Annotated in this window: 23 protein-coding genes and 1 pseudogene; 10 read left to right on the top strand and 14 right to left on the bottom strand. The window is 57.1% G+C overall.

Going from position 1 to position 21,615, the window contains the following annotated elements:
* Window positions 1-138 precede the first annotated feature (138 nt).
* From PSTEL_RS06975 to recQ, 4 genes are all read right to left on the bottom strand, one after another.
* Window positions 139-732 carry a nucleotidyltransferase family protein gene (locus PSTEL_RS06975; protein WP_038694405.1) on the bottom strand — a complete coding sequence of 198 codons (594 nt, stop codon included), beginning with the start codon at window positions 730-732 and terminating at the stop codon, window positions 139-141.
* Between the two features lie 87 nt (window positions 733-819).
* Window positions 820-1,335, bottom strand: a complete 516-nt coding sequence (locus PSTEL_RS06970; RefSeq protein WP_052098248.1) for a GNAT family N-acetyltransferase — start codon at window positions 1,333-1,335, stop codon at window positions 820-822.
* Window positions 1,332-3,395, bottom strand: coding sequence for a B12-binding domain-containing radical SAM protein (locus PSTEL_RS06965; RefSeq protein ID WP_084064802.1), 2,064 nt, complete (start codon window positions 3,393-3,395; stop codon window positions 1,332-1,334). The genes PSTEL_RS06970 and PSTEL_RS06965 overlap by 4 nt, the downstream gene beginning before the upstream one ends.
* Window positions 3,396-3,410: 15 nt before the next feature.
* Complete coding sequence (gene recQ, locus PSTEL_RS06960; protein WP_038694404.1) at window positions 3,411-5,255, bottom strand: DNA helicase RecQ; 1,845 nt, start codon at window positions 5,253-5,255, stop codon at window positions 3,411-3,413.
* A gap of 174 nt (window positions 5,256-5,429) precedes the next feature.
* Here recQ and PSTEL_RS06955 point away from each other — a divergent pair, with 174 nt between their 5' ends.
* From PSTEL_RS06955 to PSTEL_RS06930, 6 genes are all read left to right on the top strand, one after another.
* Entirely contained in the window at window positions 5,430-7,118 is a 1,689-nt protein-coding gene (locus PSTEL_RS06955; protein ID WP_084064800.1) for a spore germination protein, read from the top strand.
* Entirely contained in the window at window positions 7,063-8,157 is a 1,095-nt protein-coding gene (locus PSTEL_RS06950) for a GerAB/ArcD/ProY family transporter (RefSeq protein ID WP_038694403.1), read from the top strand. Before PSTEL_RS06955 ends, PSTEL_RS06950 begins: the two co-directional genes overlap by 56 nt.
* A complete protein-coding gene (locus tag PSTEL_RS06945; protein ID WP_052098247.1) occupies window positions 8,154-9,368 on the top strand; it encodes a Ger(x)C family spore germination protein in 1,215 nt (404 codons plus the stop codon). The genes PSTEL_RS06950 and PSTEL_RS06945 overlap by 4 nt, the downstream gene beginning before the upstream one ends.
* A gap of 36 nt (window positions 9,369-9,404) precedes the next feature.
* A complete protein-coding gene (locus PSTEL_RS28930) occupies window positions 9,405-9,593 on the top strand; it encodes a CLC_0170 family protein (RefSeq protein ID WP_038694402.1) in 189 nt (62 codons plus the stop codon).
* Window positions 9,594-9,648: 55 nt separating this feature from the next.
* Complete coding sequence (locus tag PSTEL_RS06935; protein WP_245625096.1) at window positions 9,649-10,203, top strand: TetR-like C-terminal domain-containing protein; 555 nt, start codon at window positions 9,649-9,651, stop codon at window positions 10,201-10,203.
* A gap of 147 nt (window positions 10,204-10,350) precedes the next feature.
* Window positions 10,351-11,931: an oleate hydratase gene (locus PSTEL_RS06930; RefSeq protein WP_038694400.1), complete on the top strand. Its 1,581-nt coding sequence runs from the start codon at window positions 10,351-10,353 to the stop codon at window positions 11,929-11,931.
* 211 nt (window positions 11,932-12,142) lie between these two features.
* Here PSTEL_RS06930 and PSTEL_RS06925 read toward each other — a convergent pair whose 3' ends face one another.
* Window positions 12,143-12,856: a DsbA family oxidoreductase gene (locus tag PSTEL_RS06925; protein ID WP_038694399.1), complete on the bottom strand. Its 714-nt coding sequence runs from the start codon at window positions 12,854-12,856 to the stop codon at window positions 12,143-12,145.
* Between the two features lie 171 nt (window positions 12,857-13,027).
* Between PSTEL_RS06925 and PSTEL_RS06920 the strand changes: the two genes are divergently transcribed.
* Complete coding sequence (locus tag PSTEL_RS06920) at window positions 13,028-14,122, top strand: FAD:protein FMN transferase (protein ID WP_038694398.1); 1,095 nt, start codon at window positions 13,028-13,030, stop codon at window positions 14,120-14,122.
* Between the two features lie 102 nt (window positions 14,123-14,224).
* On the opposite strand, the gene PSTEL_RS06915 is transcribed toward PSTEL_RS06920, so the two are convergent.
* From PSTEL_RS06915 to PSTEL_RS06890, 7 genes and pseudogenes are all read right to left on the bottom strand, one after another.
* Window positions 14,225-14,935 carry an HAD family hydrolase gene (locus PSTEL_RS06915; RefSeq protein ID WP_245625095.1) on the bottom strand — a complete coding sequence of 237 codons (711 nt, stop codon included), beginning with the start codon at window positions 14,933-14,935 and terminating at the stop codon, window positions 14,225-14,227.
* Window positions 14,936-14,980: 45 nt separating this feature from the next.
* On the bottom strand, window positions 14,981-15,457 hold the full coding sequence (locus PSTEL_RS06910; RefSeq protein ID WP_038694396.1) for a GNAT family N-acetyltransferase: 477 nt from the start codon (window positions 15,455-15,457) through the stop codon (window positions 14,981-14,983).
* 93 nt (window positions 15,458-15,550) lie between these two features.
* The gene (locus PSTEL_RS06905) at window positions 15,551-16,081 is read right to left on the bottom strand and encodes a GNAT family N-acetyltransferase (protein WP_038694395.1); all 531 of its coding nucleotides are present in this window, start codon (window positions 16,079-16,081) and stop codon (window positions 15,551-15,553) included.
* 14 nt (window positions 16,082-16,095) lie between these two features.
* The gene (locus PSTEL_RS06900) at window positions 16,096-16,593 is read right to left on the bottom strand and encodes a metallophosphoesterase family protein (RefSeq protein WP_179944916.1); all 498 of its coding nucleotides are present in this window, start codon (window positions 16,591-16,593) and stop codon (window positions 16,096-16,098) included.
* Between the two features lie 165 nt (window positions 16,594-16,758).
* On the bottom strand, window positions 16,759-17,973 hold the full coding sequence (locus PSTEL_RS26085; protein ID WP_052098246.1) for a polysaccharide deacetylase family protein: 1,215 nt from the start codon (window positions 17,971-17,973) through the stop codon (window positions 16,759-16,761).
* Window positions 17,974-18,197: 224 nt separating this feature from the next.
* Window positions 18,198-18,395: pseudogene (locus PSTEL_RS28925) on the bottom strand (ABC transporter); the annotation flags it as partial.
* Between the two features lie 46 nt (window positions 18,396-18,441).
* Window positions 18,442-18,702 carry a YqkE family protein gene (locus PSTEL_RS06890; RefSeq protein WP_038694394.1) on the bottom strand — a complete coding sequence of 87 codons (261 nt, stop codon included), beginning with the start codon at window positions 18,700-18,702 and terminating at the stop codon, window positions 18,442-18,444.
* 90 nt (window positions 18,703-18,792) lie between these two features.
* On the opposite strand from PSTEL_RS06890, the gene PSTEL_RS06885 reads away from it, so the two are divergent.
* Window positions 18,793-19,137, top strand: a complete 345-nt coding sequence (locus PSTEL_RS06885; protein WP_038694393.1) for a winged helix-turn-helix transcriptional regulator — start codon at window positions 18,793-18,795, stop codon at window positions 19,135-19,137.
* Window positions 19,138-19,290: 153 nt separating this feature from the next.
* Here PSTEL_RS06885 and PSTEL_RS06880 read toward each other — a convergent pair whose 3' ends face one another.
* Complete coding sequence (locus PSTEL_RS06880) at window positions 19,291-19,794, bottom strand: GNAT family N-acetyltransferase (protein ID WP_038694392.1); 504 nt, start codon at window positions 19,792-19,794, stop codon at window positions 19,291-19,293.
* A gap of 335 nt (window positions 19,795-20,129) precedes the next feature.
* Window positions 20,130-20,978, bottom strand: a complete 849-nt coding sequence (locus tag PSTEL_RS06875; RefSeq protein ID WP_038694391.1) for an SDR family oxidoreductase — start codon at window positions 20,976-20,978, stop codon at window positions 20,130-20,132.
* Window positions 20,979-21,080: 102 nt separating this feature from the next.
* On the opposite strand from PSTEL_RS06875, the gene PSTEL_RS27500 reads away from it, so the two are divergent.
* Window positions 21,081-21,245 carry a hypothetical protein gene (locus PSTEL_RS27500; protein WP_156995810.1) on the top strand — a complete coding sequence of 55 codons (165 nt, stop codon included), beginning with the start codon at window positions 21,081-21,083 and terminating at the stop codon, window positions 21,243-21,245.
* Window positions 21,238-21,549, top strand: coding sequence for an MBL fold metallo-hydrolase (locus PSTEL_RS26080; protein ID WP_052098245.1), 312 nt, complete (start codon window positions 21,238-21,240; stop codon window positions 21,547-21,549). The genes PSTEL_RS27500 and PSTEL_RS26080 overlap by 8 nt, the downstream gene beginning before the upstream one ends.
* Window positions 21,550-21,615 lie beyond the last annotated feature (66 nt).

Here is a 21,615-nt window from a genome sequence, read left to right as displayed (position 1 = left end):
ATGACTCAGGAGCAGAATGAATCAGGGATAAAGTGACTTAGGAGCAGGATAACTCATGATCAGAGTGACTCAGGAGCAGGATGTCTCAAGGTCTGGATGAATCAGGACCGGGATAATTCAGCCCGATCCAGCAGCGAGCTAGGCATCCCAGGGCAGAACGACAAGCTCCGGCCAGAGCCTGCTCCATTTCTCCGCCTTGGCGAGATAAGCCTCTCTTGTCACAAGCCGCCGGTTCGGCCTGACTGTAAGCGCGAAGAGATCGACTAGCCCGAAGGGAGCGCACACGGTCCAGCTTCCGTCCGGCTCCAGCCGCGCGCCCAGCGACGAAGCGGGTGTCGGCCAACTGGCGACCGCTTCCTCAAGCGAGGCGTAGGGATCGAGCGGCACACCAAATTTCTCCGGATACCAGAGGTGCACGCGAGCCTGATTCTTGACATCGACCGGAACGGCCAGTCCGGCAAACCGCGACCTCGCCGCTCTCACCATCTCATCCTCAGCTTCATAACCGGTATCGGAAGCATCAAAATAAACATAGTCGACATCCGAAATGCCATGCAGCGAAGGCCGGCCCGTGAGCCGGTTCCAGACCGTCTGCATCAAGCAGCCCGCTCCGATATAATACGGATGCGGGCTAAATTCCGCTGCGAGCCGAAACAGCGGCATCAGGAAATCGCTCTCCTCAAAGATACCGGTTAACCGGCTTAGATGCCGGACTTCATTGACTTCATGCATCGAATATCCCTCCATATTTCCTCTTGGGGACGATCTGGGCCACTGAAGACCATTGATCCGATCAGGGCAGATTGGATGATTGGGAGATCATTGATTCGGTTCGGGCCGCGCAGATGGCGGCCGCAGATCATAGCGGAGCAGCTTCTGCATCCCTTTGGCCCCTATACGCCGCAGGCCCGTATCATAGAAGCCGGAGGCCAGATACAGCCGCTCCGCCCCCCTGTTCCGCTCATTAACGAGCAGCACAATCTCTTCCGTGCCCGGATGATAACGCTCCACATAACCAGGCAGCAGCGCCATGGATGCCCTGCCGTATCCCCGGCCCTGGCTGGCCCGGTCGATCAGGTAAGCCCGCAGCAGCAGAGCGCGAGAGTTCCCGCTGTAAATATCCCCGATTCCGTCCCATCCGTGGAGGACAAAGAAGCCTACCGGCGCCTCGCCGCAGACCACCACAACCGGGTCGCGGTTATCGTCTTGCAGCGCCGTATCCAGCGTCTCCGCCGGCATGCCGGTGAAGACCTCCTGCTCCTGCAGGAGCGTGAAGGCGAGCAGGCCTTCACGATGCCCGGCGCGGTACGGAGTCAGCGCCACCGGCCCGCTCATTTCGCGCGGGCCTCAGCAGCAAATCTTCCGCCGCCTCCGGCCTGGCGGAAGCCCGCCTTGGCCGCGCCGCCGCCGGCCAAGGACTCCACCGGCAGGCCGTACACGGCCGGCCTGCCGTCCTCCTCCTGCTGGTACAGCACCAGCAGGAGCGTGTCCCCGGCGGCCGAAGCCTCCTTGCGGCCGCCGTCAGGTCCAGCCGCGCCAGCAGCGGCTGGGCCGGTTGCGGCGGGTGCCTCGCCCGCCGCAGCAACGCCGCCGAGGGAGCCCAGCACCTCGGCGAGCGGGAACGGCAGCAGCTCCAGCGCGGCGAACTTCTGCAGCTCGCGCTCGCCCGGCAGCGCGGGCCGGGATGCAGCCGTTCCCGGAGCTGCGCTCTGCCGGTCGGCCTCGGCTCCAGCCCCCGGCGCCAAGGCCTCCGCCGCGGGCCTGCCTGGGTGCGTGGCCGGAGGCTCCGCTTCTGCGCCTCCAGCCGTTCCCGCCTTGCCGCTGCCCGCCAGCGGCGCGCCAAGCAGCTCCGGCTGCTCGGCGATCAGGCGGAGCCAGCGGCCCCATTCGCTCTTGCCGAGGATCGGCTCCCACCAGATTTTGCGCGGCTTGTACTTATGGCCCAGCAGATAGTCCAGCTTCATGAGGCCTGTAACGATCTCCATTCCCGGCGTGTCACGCTGAGTCAGGAAGCTGTAGAGACGGGTGAACAGATCCTCAAGCTGATGGCCGATCCGCTGCCAGCCCTGTTCTTCCCAGTAATTGCCGAACTCCTGGAAGAAATCAAAGGGCGAGTCAAAGACATGCCGCAGCAAATATTTGACCGTATGATCCATCCGGTGGCTGTTCCAGTACTTCTCCAGCACATCCTCCAGCCTTTTCAGGCGGATAATATCCGAGAACGGCATCACATGACTGCTCAAAATTTCATAAGGCGCATGATCCATGTAGACGTAGTCATACTTCGCAGCCTGGGCGCGCAGTCCGGTGCCGCGCAGCATTTTGAGGAATCCAAGCTGCAGCTCTTCCGGCTCCATGGCGAAGACATCGTTGAATGTCCGGCGGAAAGTGTCGTAATCCTCCATAGGCAGCCCCGCGATGAGATCGAGATGCTGGTCGATATTGCCGCTCTCCTTGATCTTCATGACCGTCCGGGACAGCTTGGCAAAATTCTGGCGGCGCTTCACCAGCTCGTTCGTCTCGTCATTGGTCGACTGCACGCCGATCTCGAAGCGGAAAATGCCGGGCGGCGCGTTCTCCGCCAGAAAATCCAGCACCTCGGGACGCATAATATCAGCGGTAATCTCGAACTGGAAGACGCAGCCCCCGTGATTGTCGATCAGGAAACGGAACATTTCCAGCGCGTAGCTCCGGTTGATGTTGAACGTCCGGTCCAGGAACTTGATCGTCCTCGCCCCGTTCGAGATCAGGTACAGAATATCCGACTTCACCCGCTCGATATCGTAATAGCGCACGCCCACCTCGACGCTCGACAAGCAGAACTGGCAGTTGAACGGACAGCCGCGGCTCGTCTCGAAATAGACGATTCTTTTACTTAAATCCGGCACATCCTCGGGAAAACGGTGCGGGCTCGGCAGCGTATTCAGATCGCTCTTGGGACGCGGCGGATTGACGACTGCTTCCTCTCCTTTACGATAGGCCGCTCCGAACACAAAATGAAATCGCCGTTCATCCCGCAGCTCCTGCAGCAGATGATGGAACGTCTCTTCCCCGTCGCCGCAGATAATAAAATCGATTCCCGGCTCCCGGTTCATGAAGTGCAGCGGTTCATATGAGACCTCGGGTCCGCCCAGAATAATCGCGACTTCCGGCATGATTTTCTTGAGCATACCGACCAGCTTCAGCGTCTCTTCAATATTCCAGATGTAGCAGGAGAAGCCGATGACATCCGGAGCCTTCTGGAACAGGTCGGAGACGATATTCATGGCCGGGTCCTTGATGGTGTATTCCGCCAGGGTGATGTCGAATTCATGCTGGCTGTACGCCTTGAGCAGACGGATGGCCAGCGAGGTGTGGATGTACTTGGCGTTCAGTGTGGCGAGAACGATCTTCATGCTGTCAGAACCCCTTTACCCTTCATTGGAATAGGAATCGCTTTGAAAAAACTCCAGAAACGCCTTGCCGTATTTCCGGTATTTGACCTCACCGACACCCTTCACCGACATCATTTCATCCTCGGTTTGTGGTGCGGCGATACTCATCTCTCGAAGCGTCGCATCGTTGAAAATAATGTAAGACGGCACATGCTCCCGCCCCGCCAGCTCGCGGCGGATAAGGCGCAGCTGCTCGAACACCGTCTCGTTGACGGCCGACGGCGAGTAGTCGCGGGCACGGCTGCGGTCACGGGATGAGCCGCCGGTCCTGGAAGCCCGGGCCGCCCGTTGCAGCACCTCGCGCTGGCCGCGCAGCACCTCGGCGGCGGGCTGCTGCAGCCGCACTACCGGATACTGGCCCTCGGACAGGGCCAGATAGCCCTCGGAGATCAGCACGTTGACGATTTCCGTAATCTCCTTCTCCGTGCGGCCGGACATGGCGCCATGGGTCGGCAGCTTGTCGAAGCCGTACTGCAGCACCTTCTGGCTGCGCGAGCCCTTCAGCACGGACGCCACCAGCGCGATGCCGAACCGCTCTCTCATCCGGTGGATGCAGGAGAAAATCTTCTGCGCATCGACCGTGATGTCGATCAGCTCCCGGTCGTCCGTGCAGGAGCTGCAAATGCCGCAGGGCTTGTCTTCATGGGCCTCGCCGAAATAATCGAGCATCGCACTGCGCAGGCAGCGCGTCGTGTAGCAGTAGTCGATCATCTGCTGGAGCTTGCGGTAATCGTTCGCCTTCCGCTCCGAATCCTGCGGGTTCTGCTCGATCAGGAATTTCTGGGTCATGATGTCCTGCGCACTGAAGAGCAGAATGCATTCGCTCGGCTCGCCGTCGCGGCCCGCACGACCCGCTTCCTGGACGTAGGCCTCCATATTCTTCGGCATGTTGTAGTGAATGACGAACCGGACGTTCGACTTGTCGATCCCCATGCCGAAGGCGTTGGTGGCGACCATTACGCGGATGTCGTCGTACAGGAACGCCTCCTGGCTCTCCGCCCGCTCCTCGTCGCTCATTCCGGCATGGTAGCGGCCCGCCGCAAATCCGGCGCTGCGGAGGCGCTGGTACAGATCATCCACCTCTTTGCGGGTGGCTGCGTACACGATGCCCGGCTCATGACCATGCGCCGCTGCATATTGAAGGACGAAGTCCTTCTTGTTCTCCCCGCGCAGCACGGACATCGCCAGATTGTCCCGGCCAAGACCCGTGACGAACACGCCGGGGTCGCGCAGACGGAGCAGCCGGGTCATGTCTTCCATGACCTCGGGTGTCGCGGTCGCCGTGAAGGCTGCGAGAATCGGCCGGTTCGGCAGCTCCTCCACGAACGGCGACACCGCCAGATAGCTGGTGCGGAAGTCATGGCCCCACTGCGAGACGCAGTGGGCCTCGTCCACCGCGACGCAGGCAAGCGGCAGCTCCGCCATTTCCAGGCGGAACCAGTCCAGCTCCAGCCGCTCGGGAGCGACGTAGAGCAGCTTCAGCTCGCCGCGCCGGGCGGCGCGGATGCGGTCGTTAACCTCCTTGCCGGTCAGCGTGCTGTTGATGTAGGCGGCGGGAATGCCCGCCGTTGTGAGAGCGTCGACCTGGTCCTTCATCAGGGAGATGAGCGGCGAGACAACGAGCGTCATGCCCGGCAGCAGCATCGCCGGAACCTGATAGCAGATCGACTTCCCGCCGCCGGTCGGCATGATGCCAAGTGTATCCCGCCCTTCCAGAAGACTCGCGACAATCCGCTTCTGGCCTTCCCGGAAATCCGGGTAGCCGTAATATTTATGCAGCACCTGCTGCGCTTGTTCCATCGTAAGTTCCTGCGTATTCATAGGTCATTGACTCCTTACAAGCTTTCTATCTCCAGTTTACCGGACTTTGCAGCGGAGGGGCAACCGCCATGAAGACAAAAAGGGCGATTCCGGGGCTATCGATCTCAGGAGCGTACATAAAGTGCCCTTATGCAGCGAACAATGAATTTACAAGACCTGCAAAGGAGGAAGGGCATGGGCAGCTGGACACAACAATACGAGGCTTACAAAAAGAAGCAGTCCGGCAACCGGCCAGGCCTCCCAGGGCTAGGTGGGCCGGAAGGCGATAGCAGCCATGCGCAGAAACAACCGATCAGTCCTGTTCTTCAGGACAATCTGGACATGCTGCAATCCTTGCTCGGCGATAATGGGGATTTCGTCATCCGTTCGTTTCAGCTCTTCGGCCGGCATGAGGCGGCGCTGACGTTCTATTCCTCCATCGTCGACAAAGCCAATCTGCTGGAGCATCTGTTGAAGCCGCTAATGCGCGAGACCTGGCCCGCAGAGCAGGACGAAGACGGCCCAAGTGAGCTGATGGAACTGATTTGGAGCCGGGTCACCCAACTGACCAGGGCTTCCACAATCAAGAGTCTCCCCGAATTGCTGACTGCGTTGTCCCAGGGCTGCGTCGTCCTGCTGGCCGGCACAGCTACAGAGGGACTTGCGTTCGATTTGCGGAGCATCGAGAAGCGCGGAATCGAGCAGCCGCAGACCGAGCAAGTAATCCGCGGCGCCCGGGAAGGGTTTATTGAGGACCTGGAGGCCAATCTGTCGCTGCTCCGGCGGCGTCTGCAGACCGCCGATTTCAAAACCGTCATCAATCCGATCGGCCGGCGGACGGCTTCCCGGGTTGCCCTCTGTTATCTGGACGGTATTGCAAACCCGGGTTTGATCGAAGAAGTGATGAAGAGGCTGTCCGACATCGACATAGACGGCGTCATTGAATCGGGATATCTGGAACAGTTCATGGAGGAATATCCGCTGTCTCCGTTCCCCCAGATCCAGAATACGGAGCGTCCCGACAAGACAACCTCCGCTCTGCTGGAAGGAAGAGCCGCTATCCTCGTGGACGGATCTCCGTTCGCCCTGCTCGTCCCGGCGCTGTTCAACCAATTCTTCCAGACGATAGACGATTATTCGGAACGCTTCATCATCGCAGGTCTGATCCGGTTCATCCGTGTTGCTGCCTTATTCTTCTCCTTGTTCTTCCCATCGCTCTATGTCTCCGTCATTTCGTTTAATCCGGAGCTGATTCCCACGAATTTCGCCGTAGCCATTTCAGGAGGCAGGGCCGGCGTACCTTTTCCGGCGGTTCTGGAAGTGCTGATCATGGAAATTTCAATGGAAGTGCTGCGGGAGGCAACCATCCGTATGCCGCAGATGGTCGGCGGAGCATTGTCCATTGTCGGGGTGCTGGTTATTGGCCAAGCCGCCGTCTCAGCCGGACTGGCCAGTCCCATCACCGTGGTCATCGTCGCGCTGACCACGGTCGGCTCCTTCGCCACCCCGGCCTATAACGCGGCCATCTCGCTCCGCATGCTGAGGTTCCCGCTTGTCATTCTGGCCGGAACATTCGGGCTGTATGGCGTAATGGCCGGCACCATTATGATTATTAACCATCTGCTGTACCTGGAATCGTTCGGCGTGCCTTACATGACACCGTTCGTCTTCGGCAAATGGCGGGATTTCAAGGATACGGTTATCCGGGCGCCGTTGTGGTGGATTAAGAAACGGCCCAGCTTTCTGAACACTCCGGACATGACCAAGCTCCGCCAAGGTACAACCAAGCAGATGTGGGACCGAATCTTCAGCCAGAAAGGTGAATGGTATGAGTCACATCCCGCGCCAGATCACGACACTCCGGGCGACGAGCGTCATCATTAGCACCGTAATCGGAGTCAACATCCTCAGCTTCCCCCGATATATGGCCAATGCCGGGGGAAGCGGCGCTCCACTGGTCGCCATAGGAGGAACCGCTCTCGCCTTTGTCGGCCTGCTTCCCGCCGTACTGCTCTGCCAGCGGTTTCCGAGAGAGAATCTCTTTCTCTTCAGCCGCAGGCTGATCGGTCGGGTCCCGGCGGATCTGCTTACGGCTATCGTCTGTCTTCTCTTTCTCGTGGTCACTGCACTGACCGCCCGGCAGTTCGGGGAGGTCGCGCTGATCGTGCTGTTCCGGAAGACGCCTATCGAGGCCGTAATTCTCATTCTGCTCCTGCTCTGTCTCTTCGCTTCCCGGAGAGGTGTGATCAAGTTCGCCCAGATTCATTTTTTCTATCTGCCGCTGATTATTCTTCCTTTGGCGGGGATCATTCTTGCCTCTCTCCGCGATATTGATCACCTCAATCTGCTGCCGGTCATAAGCGGGAACGTCCATAGCTTCTTCAAGGGATCAGTGGCTTCCAGCAGCCTGTACCAGAGCTCGTTCATCTTCATTCTCCTGGTCCCGTTCATGAAGCGTCCCCGGCGTACCCTCGGCGTCATGTCGGCCGCAGTGGGCACTATCGGTGTCCTGTATGCGCTGATTGCCGCATCAGTCGTCGGAATGTTCGGCGCCGAAGAGACAAAGCTTCTGTTCTATCCGACGCTGGAGGCCGCCCGATCTACCAGCATAGGCGGCAATGTGCTGGAGCGGCTGGATGCCCTATTCATCATCATATGGGTATTTTCCGTCTTCACCTCCGCATACAGCACGTTCTATTTGTCTGCCTATTCGCTTCGGACACTATTATCGCTGCGGGATCAGCGGTCGGCATGCAGCTTTCTTCTGCCGGTAGTCTTCCTGCTCTCCCTTGTTCCCAAGAACATTTTCGAAACCTACAGCGCCGCCTACAGTATGGCACTTGCCAATCTGTACATCATGATCTACCCTCTTGTTCTTTATGTTGTGGCTGTTGTCCGCAAAAAAAGGGGAACACCCCAATGAGCAGGAACATGTGGAAGCTGGCCGTAACGGGGTTTCTCTTTGTCGTTCTTTCCCTCCTGCTAACCGGGTGCTGGGACGAGCAGAGCATCGAAGAACGCGCCCTGGTGCTTGGACTTGCGATCGATGAGGTACAGGACACGAACACCAAAGCCGAACTGAAGACGACGCATCTCGACAACCAGCCGGGTCAGTATATGCTGCATATCACAGCCCAGATCGCCGTTCCCGGCAGGGTTCCGCTCGGTCCGGGCTCTGAAGGAGGCGGCGACAGCGGGAATCCGGTATGGGTTGTCAGTGCCGACGGACATTCGCTGGACGACTGCCTAAATAATCTTCAGCAAAAACTGGCCGAGCCCCGGTATCTGATCCATCTTCGGATTATAGTCATCAGCGAGGATTTCGCCCGGCACGGGCTGGATGAGATTAATGATTATCTTCGCCGCAATCCGGAAGTCCGACGCAGAACGTGGCTGCTCGTTACGGGCCAGAAAGCCGAGAACTTCATGAAGGTCCAGCCTCCTCTGCAGCGCGTGCCTACCCTGTATATTTTGTCGATGATGGACCGAGCCGTCGAGAGCGGGAAATTTCCGCAGGATTTCATCGGAGACTTCTGGTCTGCGGAATCCAAATGGGGCCGGGACGGCTTTCTGCCCTACGTCTCGATCCGCAACAAAGAAAATATTACCATCGACGGACTGGCCTACTTCAGCAGAGACAAACTGGCCGGGACGACACAGCCGCTCGACATCGGCGCCTACATGGCTTTTCAGGGAATCGACCCCGGCGGATATTCCGTACTGTTCAAGACGGGTAAATACGGTGATGTGATGAGCCGCACCATTTCCCGGCATTCGAAGAAACGAACCGTAATCCGGAACGGGAAGCCGCATGTGATCTGCGACATCGATCTGGAAGGCGATTTGGACGAGCACTATAACACAAGCAAGCCAATCCGTACATCGGCCGATCTTCATGCACTCGAGAAGGAATTCGAGCAGGACACGGAACAAATTCTGCGCCTGCTGTTCCAGCAGACTCAAAAGGACCGGTCCGATATTTTTGGCATAGGCGAATGCGTAAGGGCGCATCACCAGTCTTACTGGAAGAAGAATGTGCACAGCAAATGGGACTGGGAGGAACTGTATCCGACTGTAAGTCTCGAGTTACGCATCAGACTGACAATACGCCGAGTGGGGCTCAAAGATACGTAAGCCGGTATCCGGTGCCGGCAGGAAGGACGGAAATCGATGTTTCGTATGCTTTTTTTCACATCGGCTATATCCGCATTCTCCGCCCTGTTGCTTCTCACAGTGGACAGAGAATACTACAGGGTTAACGGCATGACCCGGGAACACAAAGCCTCCGCCATCCTCTCCTGGATTCAAATTGCGGCATGCCTAGTCTTCCTTCTCATGGTGTGGGTTCTTCACTATTGAGCCTCTGCTGCGTTATGATGGGGCAGAGAGGTGGATGAATATGCCAAATTCCCTTTTGACCAAAAAAGCGCTGGCCGAATGTCTGAAGAAAAGAATGGAGCATACCCCGCTGAGCAAAATAACCGTCAAGCAAATAACAGACGATTGCGGGGTCAACCGTCAAACGTTCTATTACCATTTTCACGATCTGTTCGAGCTGCTGGGCTGGATTTACAAGAAGGAGGCCGTTGGCAGCATCTCCGCTTACCGAAGCTATGATACCTGGACCGACGGGTTCTGCCGGATCTTTCTGTATATTCAGAATAACCGTGCATTCTGTTGCAATACGCTGGAATCGCTCGGCCGGAATCACCTGGATGCCTATCTGTATGCCGTGACGAATGAACTCATTATGGGCGTGATCGACGAGTTGGCCGCGAACATGAACGTCAGCGTGCAGGACAAGCAGTTTATCGCCAATTTCTATACGCTCGCTTTTAGCGGACTCGTTATTAAATGGATGAGGGATGGCATGAGGGAGAACCCGCAGGCTATGATCGAACGGCTGAGCGTTCTGCTTGAGGGGCAGTTCCTCACAGCGCTGAGCAAGTATGAGCATACGTTGTTCTGAATGTAAGCCTATGTCGAAAAGTTAGACAGTTTATTCTATATGACTAAAAACCGGACATTTCGGCTGGATTGACGATACCTTTTGAAAACGCTTCGCCTTACACTCTAAGACAGATAGTCCAATACACTTATGTGGAGGAGATTGTCTATGAGACAGGATTATGAAGGCAGACAGGTTTATCTGGTAGGCGGCGGAATCGCATCACTTGCGGCTGCCGCTTTTCTCGTTCGGGATTGCGATTTTCCGGGAAGCGGCATTCATGTCATCGAAGAGCTGCACATTCTTGGAGGAAGCAACGACGGTGCAGGCAGTGAGGAACATGGCTATGTTATTCGCGGCGGACGGATGCTCAATGACGAGACTTACGAAAATCTGTGGGACCTGCTTGCCTCCATCCCTTCGCTCGATCATCCGGAAATATCGGTCCGCGAGGAGATCACCGCCTTCGACAATGCCAACCCTACGCATTCCAGGGCCAGACTGGTGAACGCTGCCGGAGAGATCATCAATTCGTCTTCGATGGGCTTCGATATGGCCGACCGGCTTGCCATGGGCAAGCTTATCCTGACTCCCGAGGACAAAATGGGCACAGCCCACATTAACGACTGGTTCGCGCCGCATTTCTTCGAGACGAATTTCTGGTACATGTGGGCGACGACCTTCGCCTTCCAGCCCTGGCACAGCGCCGTCGAGCTGAAACGTTATATGATCCGCTTTATGCATGAATTCCCGAGAATTCACACCCTCGAAGGAGTCACGCGGACGCCTTACAATCAATATGACTCCGTCATTTTGCCGCTAAAAAAATATCTGGAGAAGCAATCTGTCGATTTCTCCCTGAAATGCACCGTGACCGATCTTGATTTCAAGGAGGGCGAAGGCATTACCGTAACGGGCATACATGTGCTGAAAGGCGACGTCAAGGACAGAATTGCGGTCGGGGACAGAGACCTCGTTATCGTAACGAACGGCTCCATGACCGAAAGCTCCAGTCTGGGCTCCATGACTGCCCCTCCCGTCCTGAACGGCAAGGGAAGCTCATGGGAGCTGTGGGACCGCCTTGCTGCGAAGAAGCCAGGGCTTGGCAATCCGTCTCCGTTCGATGACCATATCGACGGCTCCAAGTGGGAGTCATTTACCGTGACGTTCAGCGACTCGGTCTTCTTCGACCTGATGGAGAAATTCTCAGGGAACCGCGCGGGAACGGGCGCTCTCGTTACGTTCAAGGATTCGTCCTGGCTGATGTCCATCGTGCTGGCCTATCAGCCGCATTTCCGCAATCAGCCGGAGCATGTGCGGGTATTCTGGGGCTACGGCCTCAATGTCGATAAAGAAGGCGACTTCGTGAAGAAGAAAATGTCGGAGTGCACCGGGGAAGAGATTATGACCGAGCTGATCGGACATCTGCATTTCGGGCAGCACCGAGACACCATCATGGCGACGGCGAACTGCATTCCGTGCATGATGCCTTTCATCACCTCGCAGTTCATGCCAAGGGCGCTGGGCGACCGGCCCAAGGTTGTGCCGGACGGCTCGACGAATCTCGCGATGGTGGGCCAATTCTGCGAAATTCCCGAGGATGTTGTGTTCACCGAGGAATACTCGGTGCGCGCCGCAAGAATCGCAGTCTATAAGCTGCTGGGAATCAACAAGCCGGTGGCGCCGGTTCATCATTACCAGTACGACGTGCGAACGCTCGTGTCGAGTCTGGCTACCTCCCTGCACTGACTTCCATCCCGCTCTGCTGCGTTCTTCCGTTAGCAGACAGCCAAAAGCCTTCTCCGGACGGGGAAGGCTTTTGGCTTCTTATATGCGGGGGTATATGACGGTATTATGGCTGTTATATGGCGGGCAGGGCTCTGCCCGGCAAAACGCAGCATAAGTGCAGGCTCTACTCGCCTTGAGCGGAGCGCCCCGAGCGAAACGCTGCCTCGACGAATTACAGGCTGCAGGAACCGTCCGCGCAGCCGTCGCCGCTGGTCTGAGACGAGCTTATGACTTTAAGCTCCGGCTGCTTCTGCTCTTCGGACCATACCGTCTCCAGCACCTCGGTGAATACCGGTCCCGGCTGGGCGCCGGAGATCGCATATTTATTGTTGAAGACGAAGAATGGCACACCGGTTACGCCAAGCCCGGCGGCTGTGCCGATATCGGCCCGGACGTCTTCCGCGTACGCGTCAGACTCCAGCAGCGACGCGGTCTCGGCTTCCTCCAGGCCAACTTCGGCGGCCAGCGACGCCAGCACTTCATGGTCGCCCAGGTTCACACCGTCGGTGAAGTAAGCCTTCAGCAGCCGCTCCGTCATTGGGGTTGCCAGACCGCGTGCTGCCGCCAAATGGCTCAGACGGTGAGCGTCAAATGTATTGGTGGGCTTAATCGAATCGAATTGGAAATCAAGGCCCGCGCCCGACGCTTGCTCCGCAAGCTGTGCGTTCATCGTCTTGGCCTGATCGTAGGACATGCCGTATTTGTCCGCAAGCACCTGGTGAATGTCCCGGCTCTCGCTTACAGGCGCATTCGGATCAAGCTCGAAGCTCCGGTACACCACCTCCACACTGCCTTGCCCTTCGAACTGGCTAAGCGCATGCTCCAGCTTTCTTTTGCCAATATAGCAGAACGGACAGGCAAAATCAGACCATACTTCTATTTTCATCTCATTATCCTCCTCAGAGCCAAATTACTGGTTACCTAGTGATTATTACTTACAATTATATAGTAAACACCCGTCAAAGACAAATTTTTAAGGAAACTATTACCCCTTCTGTCTTCTCTGGGTTATGATAAGAATGATGTGATCAAGAATCTTATGTATGGATGGTGGGATATGTTCAAGAACAAAAAGGCAGCTCTGCTCCTGGCCGCGCTTGTGATCGTGATTGCGGCGGGCGTCGGAACATGGCTGTTTGCAAGCAGTAAGGACAAAGAGTCAGCGGAAACAACCCCGGCCGCCGGAGAGACCAAATCGCTCTCGCAGCAGTTCTACATTTACGATACTGTAGTCAACATCAAGATTTTCGGCGACAAGGTATCCCAGCAAAATATGGACGATATCCAGGCTATCCTGGAACGTATGGATATGGAGTTCAGCCGGACCAGAAAAGGCGGTGAAGTATACCGCATCAACGAGGCTGCCGGCAAGTCTGCCGTGAAGGTATCGGATGAAACGATGGATGCCGTGAAGAAATCCGTTGAATACGCCAAGGAAATGGACGGGCTGTTCGACCCGACCATCGGCCCGCTGGTCGACCTGTGGAACATCGGCAACGGCGGCGATCATGTTCCGCCCCAGGCCGAGATCGACAAGGCCAAGGCATTGACCAACTACAAGGACGTGATCATTGACGAGCAGGCGAAGACAGTCAAGCTCGCGCGGACAGGCATGGTTCTTGATCTCGGCGGGATCGGCAAGGGCTATGCCGCCGACATGATCGCCGAATATTTGAAGAAGCAAGGGCTGAACAGCGCCATGATCAATCTGGGCGGCAGCAGCATTATCGGGCTCGGTCACAAGCCGAACGGAGCGCAGTGGAACATCGGGCTGCAGGACCCGGACCAGAGCCGCGGCACACAGCTCGGCACGATCCAGATCAACGACGAGGTCATCGACGCCTCCGGTGTGTATGAGCGCTTCTTCATGCAGGACGGCGTGCGGTATCACCATATTCTTGATCCCCGCACCGGATTCCCGGCCCAGAACGGCCTGAAGAGTCTGACCATCATGAGCCCGAATGCGACCGACGCGGACGCCCTGTCGACCGGCGTGTTCCTGATGGGCATGGATGACGGGCTCAAATTCCTGGAGGCTCTCCCGGAGAAGGTCGAAGGCTTCTTCATCACCGACGACAACAAGATTTATGCGACGCCGGGCATCAAGAAACGGCTCGTGCTGACCGACCCTACGTACAGCTTCGGCAACTGAGAAGCGAAGGCTTTTGTTAGAACATAAAGCGGCCCGGCAAATATGCCGGACCGCTTTTTTGCATCATATACGTAATCGCTCTGTCAGCTGCAGCTCTGGTATTTAGAACAGTGAAAGCTCCGCGAATTCCCGGTAATTCCGGAACACATGCGTCGGGGTATGTCCCGTTCCCGGTTCCCGTCCGCGCGGATTGTACCAGCATACTTTCCAGCCCGCATCCAGCGCGCCGACGACGTCGTTATGCCAGGTATCCCCGATGTACAGGCTGTTCTCCGGCGCCGTTCCCGTCTTCCGGTTGACGTGAGCGAAGATTTCCGGATCGGGCTTCGCAATGCCGACGGCGTCGGAAATGAAGATTCGCTCGGATGGGATGAGCTTGTCCACGCCAAGTCCGCGGATTTTGCCCATCTGGTGATCTTTCGGTCCGTTCGTGATGATGCCCACGACATCCCCCCGCTCAATGAACCGCATGAGCTGCGGAAGCACGCCTTCGATCATCTCGATGCTGTACTGGCGTCCAATGTATGCCTCCTGCACTCGACTTGCCTGCTCCCGGGTCAGGAAGATCCCGAATTCCTCAAACGCAAGCTCCAGCCTGCGAACCCTCGTCTCCTCAAGGCCAAGCTCCCCGTTCAAATATTTCGGCCACAGCAGATCGCTGTGATGCCTTACCCGGTGAAACAGCTCCGCCATGTCGGGGCTTATTCCGTCCAGGTTCAGCACCTCTTTCGCCGCGTCCCGGAACGGAACGAGATGATCGTACAGCGTATCGTCCAGGTCAAAGAACACAGCACGGTTACCGTTACTCTCCACTTTCATTCTCCTTATCCTTATCTCCTGTATCCTGAAAATACCTCTTTAGAAAAAAAGCTGATAGCAGTCAAACTCGTCATCTTTGACATAACCGTTCTTCACGTACAGACTCTGCGCGGCGATATTGTCCGGATGTGTCTCCAGCGTCAGTCCTTTGCTGCCCGTCTCAAGCGCATAGCGCCGGACTTCCTCCAGCAGCAGGGTGCCTGCGCCCGTTCCCCGCGCTTCCTCCTCGATGAACAGATCGTTCAGAATCCACAGCCTCTCCATCGTAAGGGAAGAGAAGGACGGATACAGCTGTGCGAAGCCCGCCGCCTTCCGCTTGCTCTCCCCGGCGCCCTCCGTATTCCCCTGAAGTGCCAGGAAGATGACCGATTCCTTCAGGCGCAGCCGTTCCTCCAGAAACCTCCGCTCTTTCTCCGGATCGGATGTTTGCCCGTAATAGGTCCGGTATGAATCAAACAGCGGAACGATAGAGTCCAGATCCTTCAGCCCCGCCTTTACAACCGTGTACAATCCCATGCCGATAACGCTCCCCTCGCAAATCTTGTTCTACCGTCATTTTAGATTTGCAGGTGTCTTTCGAACATGGAGTAATCGGCACAACATTTGGACTTATCCGAGCCGGGAGGAAGGCTGCTCCGCAGCCAGATCGATCCAGTAGCGGCAGTACCGGTTCTCAAGCTCGGCCAGTCTGCCGCCGTTCTTCTCGATCACTCTCCGCGAACCAAGATTGTCCTCGTTGCATGTGAGGAGCGCCCGGGTAATGCCGATTCCGGCAGCCTGCTCCAGCACTTCGGCAAGCAGCGCCGAGCCGTAGCCCTTCCTCCGCTCCGAGGGACGGATGCAGTATCCGATATGTCCGCCGGTCACGCGGAGAGAATTCGTCAGCCTGTGGCGGAGCTTGCCATAGCCGACAGGCCGCTGCCCGTCGTACAGCACATACAGCGTCTGGGGCGGTTGGCCCGGCGGCAGGCCGATTCCGCTGGCATAATCCCGCAGCACCGGCAGCAGCCTAACAAACCTCGGGTAACCCGAGGTGTACAGCGTATTGACGAAGCCGTTCTCACCAGGCCCGATTTCGCGGGCCATGGCATAGAGATCTCTGTCCTCCTGGAGTTCAAGCTCCCGCAGCTGCAGCGGCATTCCTCTCACCCCTTCTACTCGTAGAACACATGGCGTGCTTCAATATTTCCATCCTCAATATCCATGAGACCGAAGGAATACAGCTTCTCCCGCCGTTTGTCGGTTGGCGAGCCGGGATTGAACAGCAACAGCCCGTTCTCCCGGCGCAGCAGCGGCTGATGGGAGTGTCCGAACAGAATGCAGTCCAATTGCTCACCGGCAAAAGCCTTCAGCGCGTTGCCGTCCGTACCTCTGCCCGAGTAAGGCGCGTGCCCGTGAATCATCCCGATGCGGGCGCCCGCAAGCGTCAGGATCTTCTGCTCTCCAAAACGCTCCACAATTTCACGGCCGTCGTTGTTGCCGGCGATTCCTTCAACCGGCGCAATCTTGGCCAATTCGTCCACGATCTCCAGATCGACCCAGTCGCCAAGGTGCAGAATCAGTTCGACTCCCGCCAGCCCTTCTGTCAGCGCCTTCGGCAGTTTCTTCGCCATTCGCGTCATATGCGTATCCGATACGACTCCTACTTTCATTCTGGTCAGCTCCCCGTTTAGAATGGTTCCTGCTGTTTCCTGATTGTACGACGAATGGCGGCGCAGGTCTACCTGGAAGGCGGCAGGACACTGCACAAGGACAGAGCAATGCACGGAGAGAGGACAGGCGGTGCAAAGCTTGCGGCGAAGCTGCACAGCGGGAGGTCATGCGTGCACGGCTTGGGAGTGTGCCGCCGTGCCGGCGCCCGCCTGCAGCAGCGGCGTCAGCCGGACCGTCCCGCTGGAGCGGTCATAGTCCATCGTGATATGCAGCGACCGGCAGATGTCGTCCAGCGGAACGAACAGCTTGCCCATCTTGTATTCCGGCGCCGTCTGATCCGCCGCACCCTGCCCGTTGACAAGCAGCTCTTGCTTCGGAACGTAGCGGAGAATCCGGTCGATCGTCTGCCGGGGCGTGCGAAGATTGCTTCCGGCGTTGATGCGGTCCGCGTTCAGTACGCCTCTCTGCGCCAGTCCTTCCTTCACCGTGAAGGTCAGCGGAATGCCGAGCGATGATGTCGCCTGCAGCACCCGGTCATTGTAAGCGCCGTAAGGAAAAGCAAGCGCCGAGTCGGTGTTGCCGAGCTCCTGCTTCAGTCTCAGCTCCGCCCTACCCAGATCCCCCTCCACTCTCCGGTAATATTCCTCGTTCGTCTCGTTCCGGTTCTCATCGTTGATGTAGAGCAGCGCCGAGAGAGCCGGCTGCTTGCCGCCTTCGGCATCCACCACATCATAATAGTGCAAATTATAGGTATGGTTGTAGAAGCTCATACCGGATTTCTTCAGGTCCCGCATCTGCGCCCAGGTCAGCTTGGGCAGACCCCCCTTGCCGGGATTATCGACGTCGGAGACGATGACGAAATTCGTTGCGGTGTAGCCGTATTTTCTCAGAACAGGATACGCCAGCTTGTAGAAGCTCTCATAGCCATCATCAAACGTAAGCAGCACAGCGTTATCCGGCACTTGTCCCCCATCCAGCATAAACTTCCGGTACTGATTCATTGTGATAACATGATAGCCCTCCTGCTTCAGCAGCTCCATTTGCCCCTCGAACCGGTTAACCGAGAGAATGGAGGGCAAGAGCGGCTTCGTGGACAGATGATGGTACATCAGAACCGCCACCTTGTCCCGGTAATGGACTCCTTTGGGAAGAGCCGGCGCCGGTTTCCAATCGATCTTGATGCCAAGCAGATGTTCCGCGACGTTCTTCGGCACCATCAGCTCATGCCCCTTGTAATCGAAGGGTCCCGAATACGGTATGACCCGGTTCCCCATGACAAAATGAACGGGCCGTTTCCCCCTCTCGAAACCGTAATGAACCGTCAGGACGGCAGCCACGGCGAATACAATTGCGATAATCCCTATTTTTCTCATATTCATGGTGAACTCTCCTTGCCAATTGTGCTGCCTCAAAACGGCGACATGTTTATATTATTCCCACAGCACCCCCGATTTCGTAACAACTTTTTAATTTTTGGCAGAAAAAAGGAAAAGGGGATAAAACGGCGGGACGGACGAGGATTTCGCGGCTTTCAGATATAAAAAAAACTGCCCGGCACGCACCGGACAGTTCACATTTTTCTTATTGAAAAACAATTCAACCTCTACTCCAGCATAGTCTGCGCTTCCTTGACCATTTCGCTGACCGAGATGAGTCCTCCGCCGGACAGCTACCAGTAATTCGGGTCCAGATATACAATCTTTCCGTTCTTGAAGGCGTTCGTGTTCTGAACGAGTTCGTTCTCGACCGTCTCCTTTGCCGGAGAGGATTCGCCGTTCTCGCTCTTGACGACAGCCCCGCGGTAGTGTTTTTTGCATGAATCCAGCCAAAAACCGGTATAAATCCGGTTATTTATAATTACGCCAATTCGGATCGCTGTTCTCCAGCAGATGGGAAAAATCATTGTCCAGCCGCTTCTGCTCCGCCTTGCGCGCGTCCTCGGCGGCCTTGCGCTCCGCTTCCTTGCGGCTGGATTCCTCCTGCTTCAGCTCGTCAGCCTGCGCCTTCAGCTTGTTCAGCACTTCGCTGCTGAGCAGATCCTTCAGCGTAGGCTGGGCATCTGCCTTCGGCGCACGCGGAGCGGGCGGGGTGTTCTTCTTCTTCGCCATTCTTGTATATCTCCTTCCGTCTCCGTTTATTTCAAATTTGTTTTAGTGGTTTGTTTTTTCGTTTATAATAGTGTGCAAGAGGTGAGAATCATGAAGCAGACTTCCCTGTGTCCCCGGCTGCAAAAAAGCATGGATATCATCGGCAAACGATGGACCGGCCTGATCATTTACCAGCTTCTTCAAGGGCCGCAGCGCTTCGGCGAAATTGAAGCTGCTCTGCCTCTTAGCGGAAGACTCCTGTCCGAAAGACTGAAGGATCTTGAGCAGGAAGGCATTGTCCGCCGGATGGTATTTCCCGAAACGCCGGTGCGCATCGAGTATTCACTGACCGATAAAGGTCTGGCGCTGGAATCCGTCATCCGCGACCTGGAGCACTGGTCGCATGATTGGATCGAGGCGGATTCGATCTGCCGCGAGAAGCCAGACCGGTCCTGACCGGCCCCTTGTTAGGGCCGGTCAGGGCAGCCGGACTTGAGGCGCCTATCCATAGACCCTAGAGGGGAGCGGCAAATGCCGCTTCCCTACTTTGTTCTGCCTGCTTCCCGGAAGCAACTGCATCCCGGCCCGTCCTGCATTCCTGGTGTTCCGTCAGATTTTCCGTCCCAGTATGACAAGATCGCGCAGCACCCCATCCATATCCGCCACCTCGGGCAGCAGCCCCCAGCGCTCAAAACCGAACTTCTCCAGCAGCCCCAGACTCGGCGCATTATGCCCGAATACAAAGCCTACCAGATTCTGAAGCTTCAGCCGCCCGCATTCCTCAATCGCCCGCTTGATCAGCAGGCTGCCGGCTCCCGTTCCCCTGAATTTCTCGCTTACATATATGCTAAGCTCGGCTGTTCCGTTATAGGCCGGGCGTCCATAGAACGACTGAAAGCTCAGCCAGGCGGCGATGCCGCCGTCCGCTCTCAATACCCACAGCGGCCGGTGGCTGCTGCTATGCTCGTGAAACCAGGGCAGACGGTCCTGAACAGTGACTGGCTCCAGATCGGCCGTTACCATCCGTCCCGCTACCGTGGAATTGTAAATCTCAACGATTTCCGGCAGGTCGCCTTGCACAGCGTTCTCGATCCTGCTGTTCTCCCAATTCATGTCTTCATCCTCCATCGGGCCGCCGGTCCAGTTTTTGACAAACGTCTCGCTGCGGCGTTACTCTAAGGCTAGCGGAGGTACAAGCTGCATGTACCCGCATCCTGCTCATTCAAACGTAATTCATATGCCCGGTCAAGTCAATTGGAAACGGAGAACAACGTGCGGACAGTACATAAAATGGAAGCAATGTTGATGTGCAGGTTCCCTACCAGCTACTCACACTGGCGAGTGACGCGCAGCGGTCAACTGGATCGGCATTCATGAGGACCGCCGCCGTTGCCCGCGGGGATTTGCCGTCTATGCCGTGACGTCCTCCCACAGCCCAGAGAGCCTGCTCAATCTTCGGCCAGCCCGACCGCGCGCAGGCTGAATTCCCAGAGCCGTCCGGCTTCTTCCCGGCTCTCCGCCCTGGGCGTCAGCTCCTTGACCTTCCGGCGATAGAAGTACCGTCCCGTCGTTTCGGCAAGCTCCGGCGCGGTCGCCAAATACACGGCGGTGTCCGCCCCCTGCTCCGGCGTCAGGAAGAAATGCGAGAGCAGCTTCATGACGCCCTTGCCGAAGCCGTTATCCCGGTTCACTCCAAGGCTCGTGCCTACAGCTCCGGGATGCAGGCTGTTCACGGTCACCCGGGTTCCCTTCAGCCGCTCGGCCAGCTCTCTGGCGAACAATATATTCGCCAGCTTGGACCGGCCATAGGCCTTGGCCGGGTTAAAGCCTCTGGACAGTGTCGGATCGTCCAGATGGAGCGCTCCGACCTTGTAGGCGCCGGACGCCACAACGACGATTCTTCCTCGCTCCGCAGCCTTTATAGGCTCAAGCAGCAGATGGGTCAGCAGAAAGTGGCCCAGATGGTTCACGCCGAAGTCCTGCTCGAAGCCATCTTCGGTCAGCTGCCGTTTGACCGCGACCACGCCGGCGTTGTTGATCAGAATATCCAGCACCGGATATTTCGCCTTGAATTCCGCCGCGAAGCTGCGGATGCTTGCCAGCGACCCGAGATCGCAGAGCATAAGCTCTAGCTTCGAGCTGCCACTCCGCAGCTTCGCCTCCTCGAGGGCGGCTTCACCGCGCTGGCGGCTCCGGCAGGCCATCACAACCCGGATTCCCCTTCGGGCGAGCTCTATGGTTGTGGCAAGCCCCATGCCGGCGCTGGCTCCGGTAACGATAGCGATTTGTTCGTGCATGTCGCTCCTCCTTTTCTTCCCATCGTACACCAAACAGGACGGATGGGGGAATCGGCACAACTTATGGAAAGGAAGTGACTCGGGACCATTGTCCCGAACCTGATGAAGCTTGCTCCATCCATTTACGCGCTTAACGTTCCCATGCTGTCCCCTCTTTTCGGGCCGACTCAGATTTTTCCGTCGCTGCTGGCAGATGAAGACGGGCTGACGCTTGTCGATTCCGGCATGCCGGGCCAGTTCAGCTCCTTGAAGGAGACGTTTGAATAAGAAGAGGCTGCAGCTGTCAGACATCAAAAGGGTGATCATCACCTACCAGGACATCGACCACATCGGCAATCTGTTTGAGCTGAGCAATCTGATTCCGGAGCTTGAACTGCTGGCCCACGCCGATGATATCCCTTACCTGACCGGCGATCTGCCGTTCATCAAGTTCACCCGGGAGCGGATTGAGATGATGCCCGGCCCGGCCAAGGACATGGCTCTGCATTTCCTGGAGAGCTGGAGGGCCGGCCGGTCTCCCGTGTGCTCTGCTACCACGGCGGACTCTACGAGGGCAGCCCCCATCCACTGATCGAAGAGCTGGCGCCATAACGAACGGACTGGACGGCAGCGTTTGCAAATAAAACCGAAAAACAGC

It is taken from the genome of Paenibacillus stellifer, from assembly GCF_000758685.1.
Taxonomy (GTDB): domain Bacteria; phylum Bacillota; class Bacilli; order Paenibacillales; family Paenibacillaceae; genus Paenibacillus_AQ; species Paenibacillus_AQ stellifer.
This window is presented reverse-complemented; position numbering and strand designations above follow the sequence as displayed.

Coding starts and splice junctions, on each gene's coding strand:
- PSTEL_RS06975 (WP_038694405.1), bottom strand. CDS start 732: ATGCATGAAGTCAATGAAGTCCGGCATCTAAGCCGGTTAACCGGTATC.
- PSTEL_RS06970 (WP_052098248.1), bottom strand. CDS start 1,335: ATGAGCGGGCCGGTGGCGCTGACTCCGTACCGCGCCGGGCATCGTGAA.
- PSTEL_RS06965 (WP_084064802.1), bottom strand. CDS start 3,395: ATGAAGATCGTTCTCGCCACACTGAACGCCAAGTACATCCACACCTCG.
- recQ (WP_038694404.1), bottom strand. CDS start 5,255: ATGAATACGCAGGAACTTACGATGGAACAAGCGCAGCAGGTGCTGCAT.
- PSTEL_RS06955 (WP_084064800.1), top strand. CDS start 5,430: ATGGGCAGCTGGACACAACAATACGAGGCTTACAAAAAGAAGCAGTCC.
- PSTEL_RS06950 (WP_038694403.1), top strand. CDS start 7,063: ATGAGTCACATCCCGCGCCAGATCACGACACTCCGGGCGACGAGCGTC.
- PSTEL_RS06945 (WP_052098247.1), top strand. CDS start 8,154: ATGAGCAGGAACATGTGGAAGCTGGCCGTAACGGGGTTTCTCTTTGTC.
- PSTEL_RS28930 (WP_038694402.1), top strand. CDS start 9,405: ATGTTTCGTATGCTTTTTTTCACATCGGCTATATCCGCATTCTCCGCC.
- PSTEL_RS06930 (WP_038694400.1), top strand. CDS start 10,351: ATGAGACAGGATTATGAAGGCAGACAGGTTTATCTGGTAGGCGGCGGA.
- PSTEL_RS06925 (WP_038694399.1), bottom strand. CDS start 12,856: ATGAAAATAGAAGTATGGTCTGATTTTGCCTGTCCGTTCTGCTATATT.
- PSTEL_RS06920 (WP_038694398.1), top strand. CDS start 13,028: ATGTTCAAGAACAAAAAGGCAGCTCTGCTCCTGGCCGCGCTTGTGATC.
- PSTEL_RS06910 (WP_038694396.1), bottom strand. CDS start 15,457: ATGGGATTGTACACGGTTGTAAAGGCGGGGCTGAAGGATCTGGACTCT.
- PSTEL_RS06905 (WP_038694395.1), bottom strand. CDS start 16,081: ATGCCGCTGCAGCTGCGGGAGCTTGAACTCCAGGAGGACAGAGATCTC.
- PSTEL_RS06900 (WP_179944916.1), bottom strand. CDS start 16,593: ATGAAAGTAGGAGTCGTATCGGATACGCATATGACGCGAATGGCGAAG.
- PSTEL_RS26085 (WP_052098246.1), bottom strand. CDS start 17,973: ATGAATATGAGAAAAATAGGGATTATCGCAATTGTATTCGCCGTGGCT.
- PSTEL_RS06890 (WP_038694394.1), bottom strand. CDS start 18,702: ATGGCGAAGAAGAAGAACACCCCGCCCGCTCCGCGTGCGCCGAAGGCA.
- PSTEL_RS06885 (WP_038694393.1), top strand. CDS start 18,793: ATGAAGCAGACTTCCCTGTGTCCCCGGCTGCAAAAAAGCATGGATATC.
- PSTEL_RS06880 (WP_038694392.1), bottom strand. CDS start 19,794: ATGAATTGGGAGAACAGCAGGATCGAGAACGCTGTGCAAGGCGACCTG.
- PSTEL_RS06875 (WP_038694391.1), bottom strand. CDS start 20,978: ATGCACGAACAAATCGCTATCGTTACCGGAGCCAGCGCCGGCATGGGG.
- PSTEL_RS27500 (WP_156995810.1), top strand. CDS start 21,081: ATGAAGCTTGCTCCATCCATTTACGCGCTTAACGTTCCCATGCTGTCC.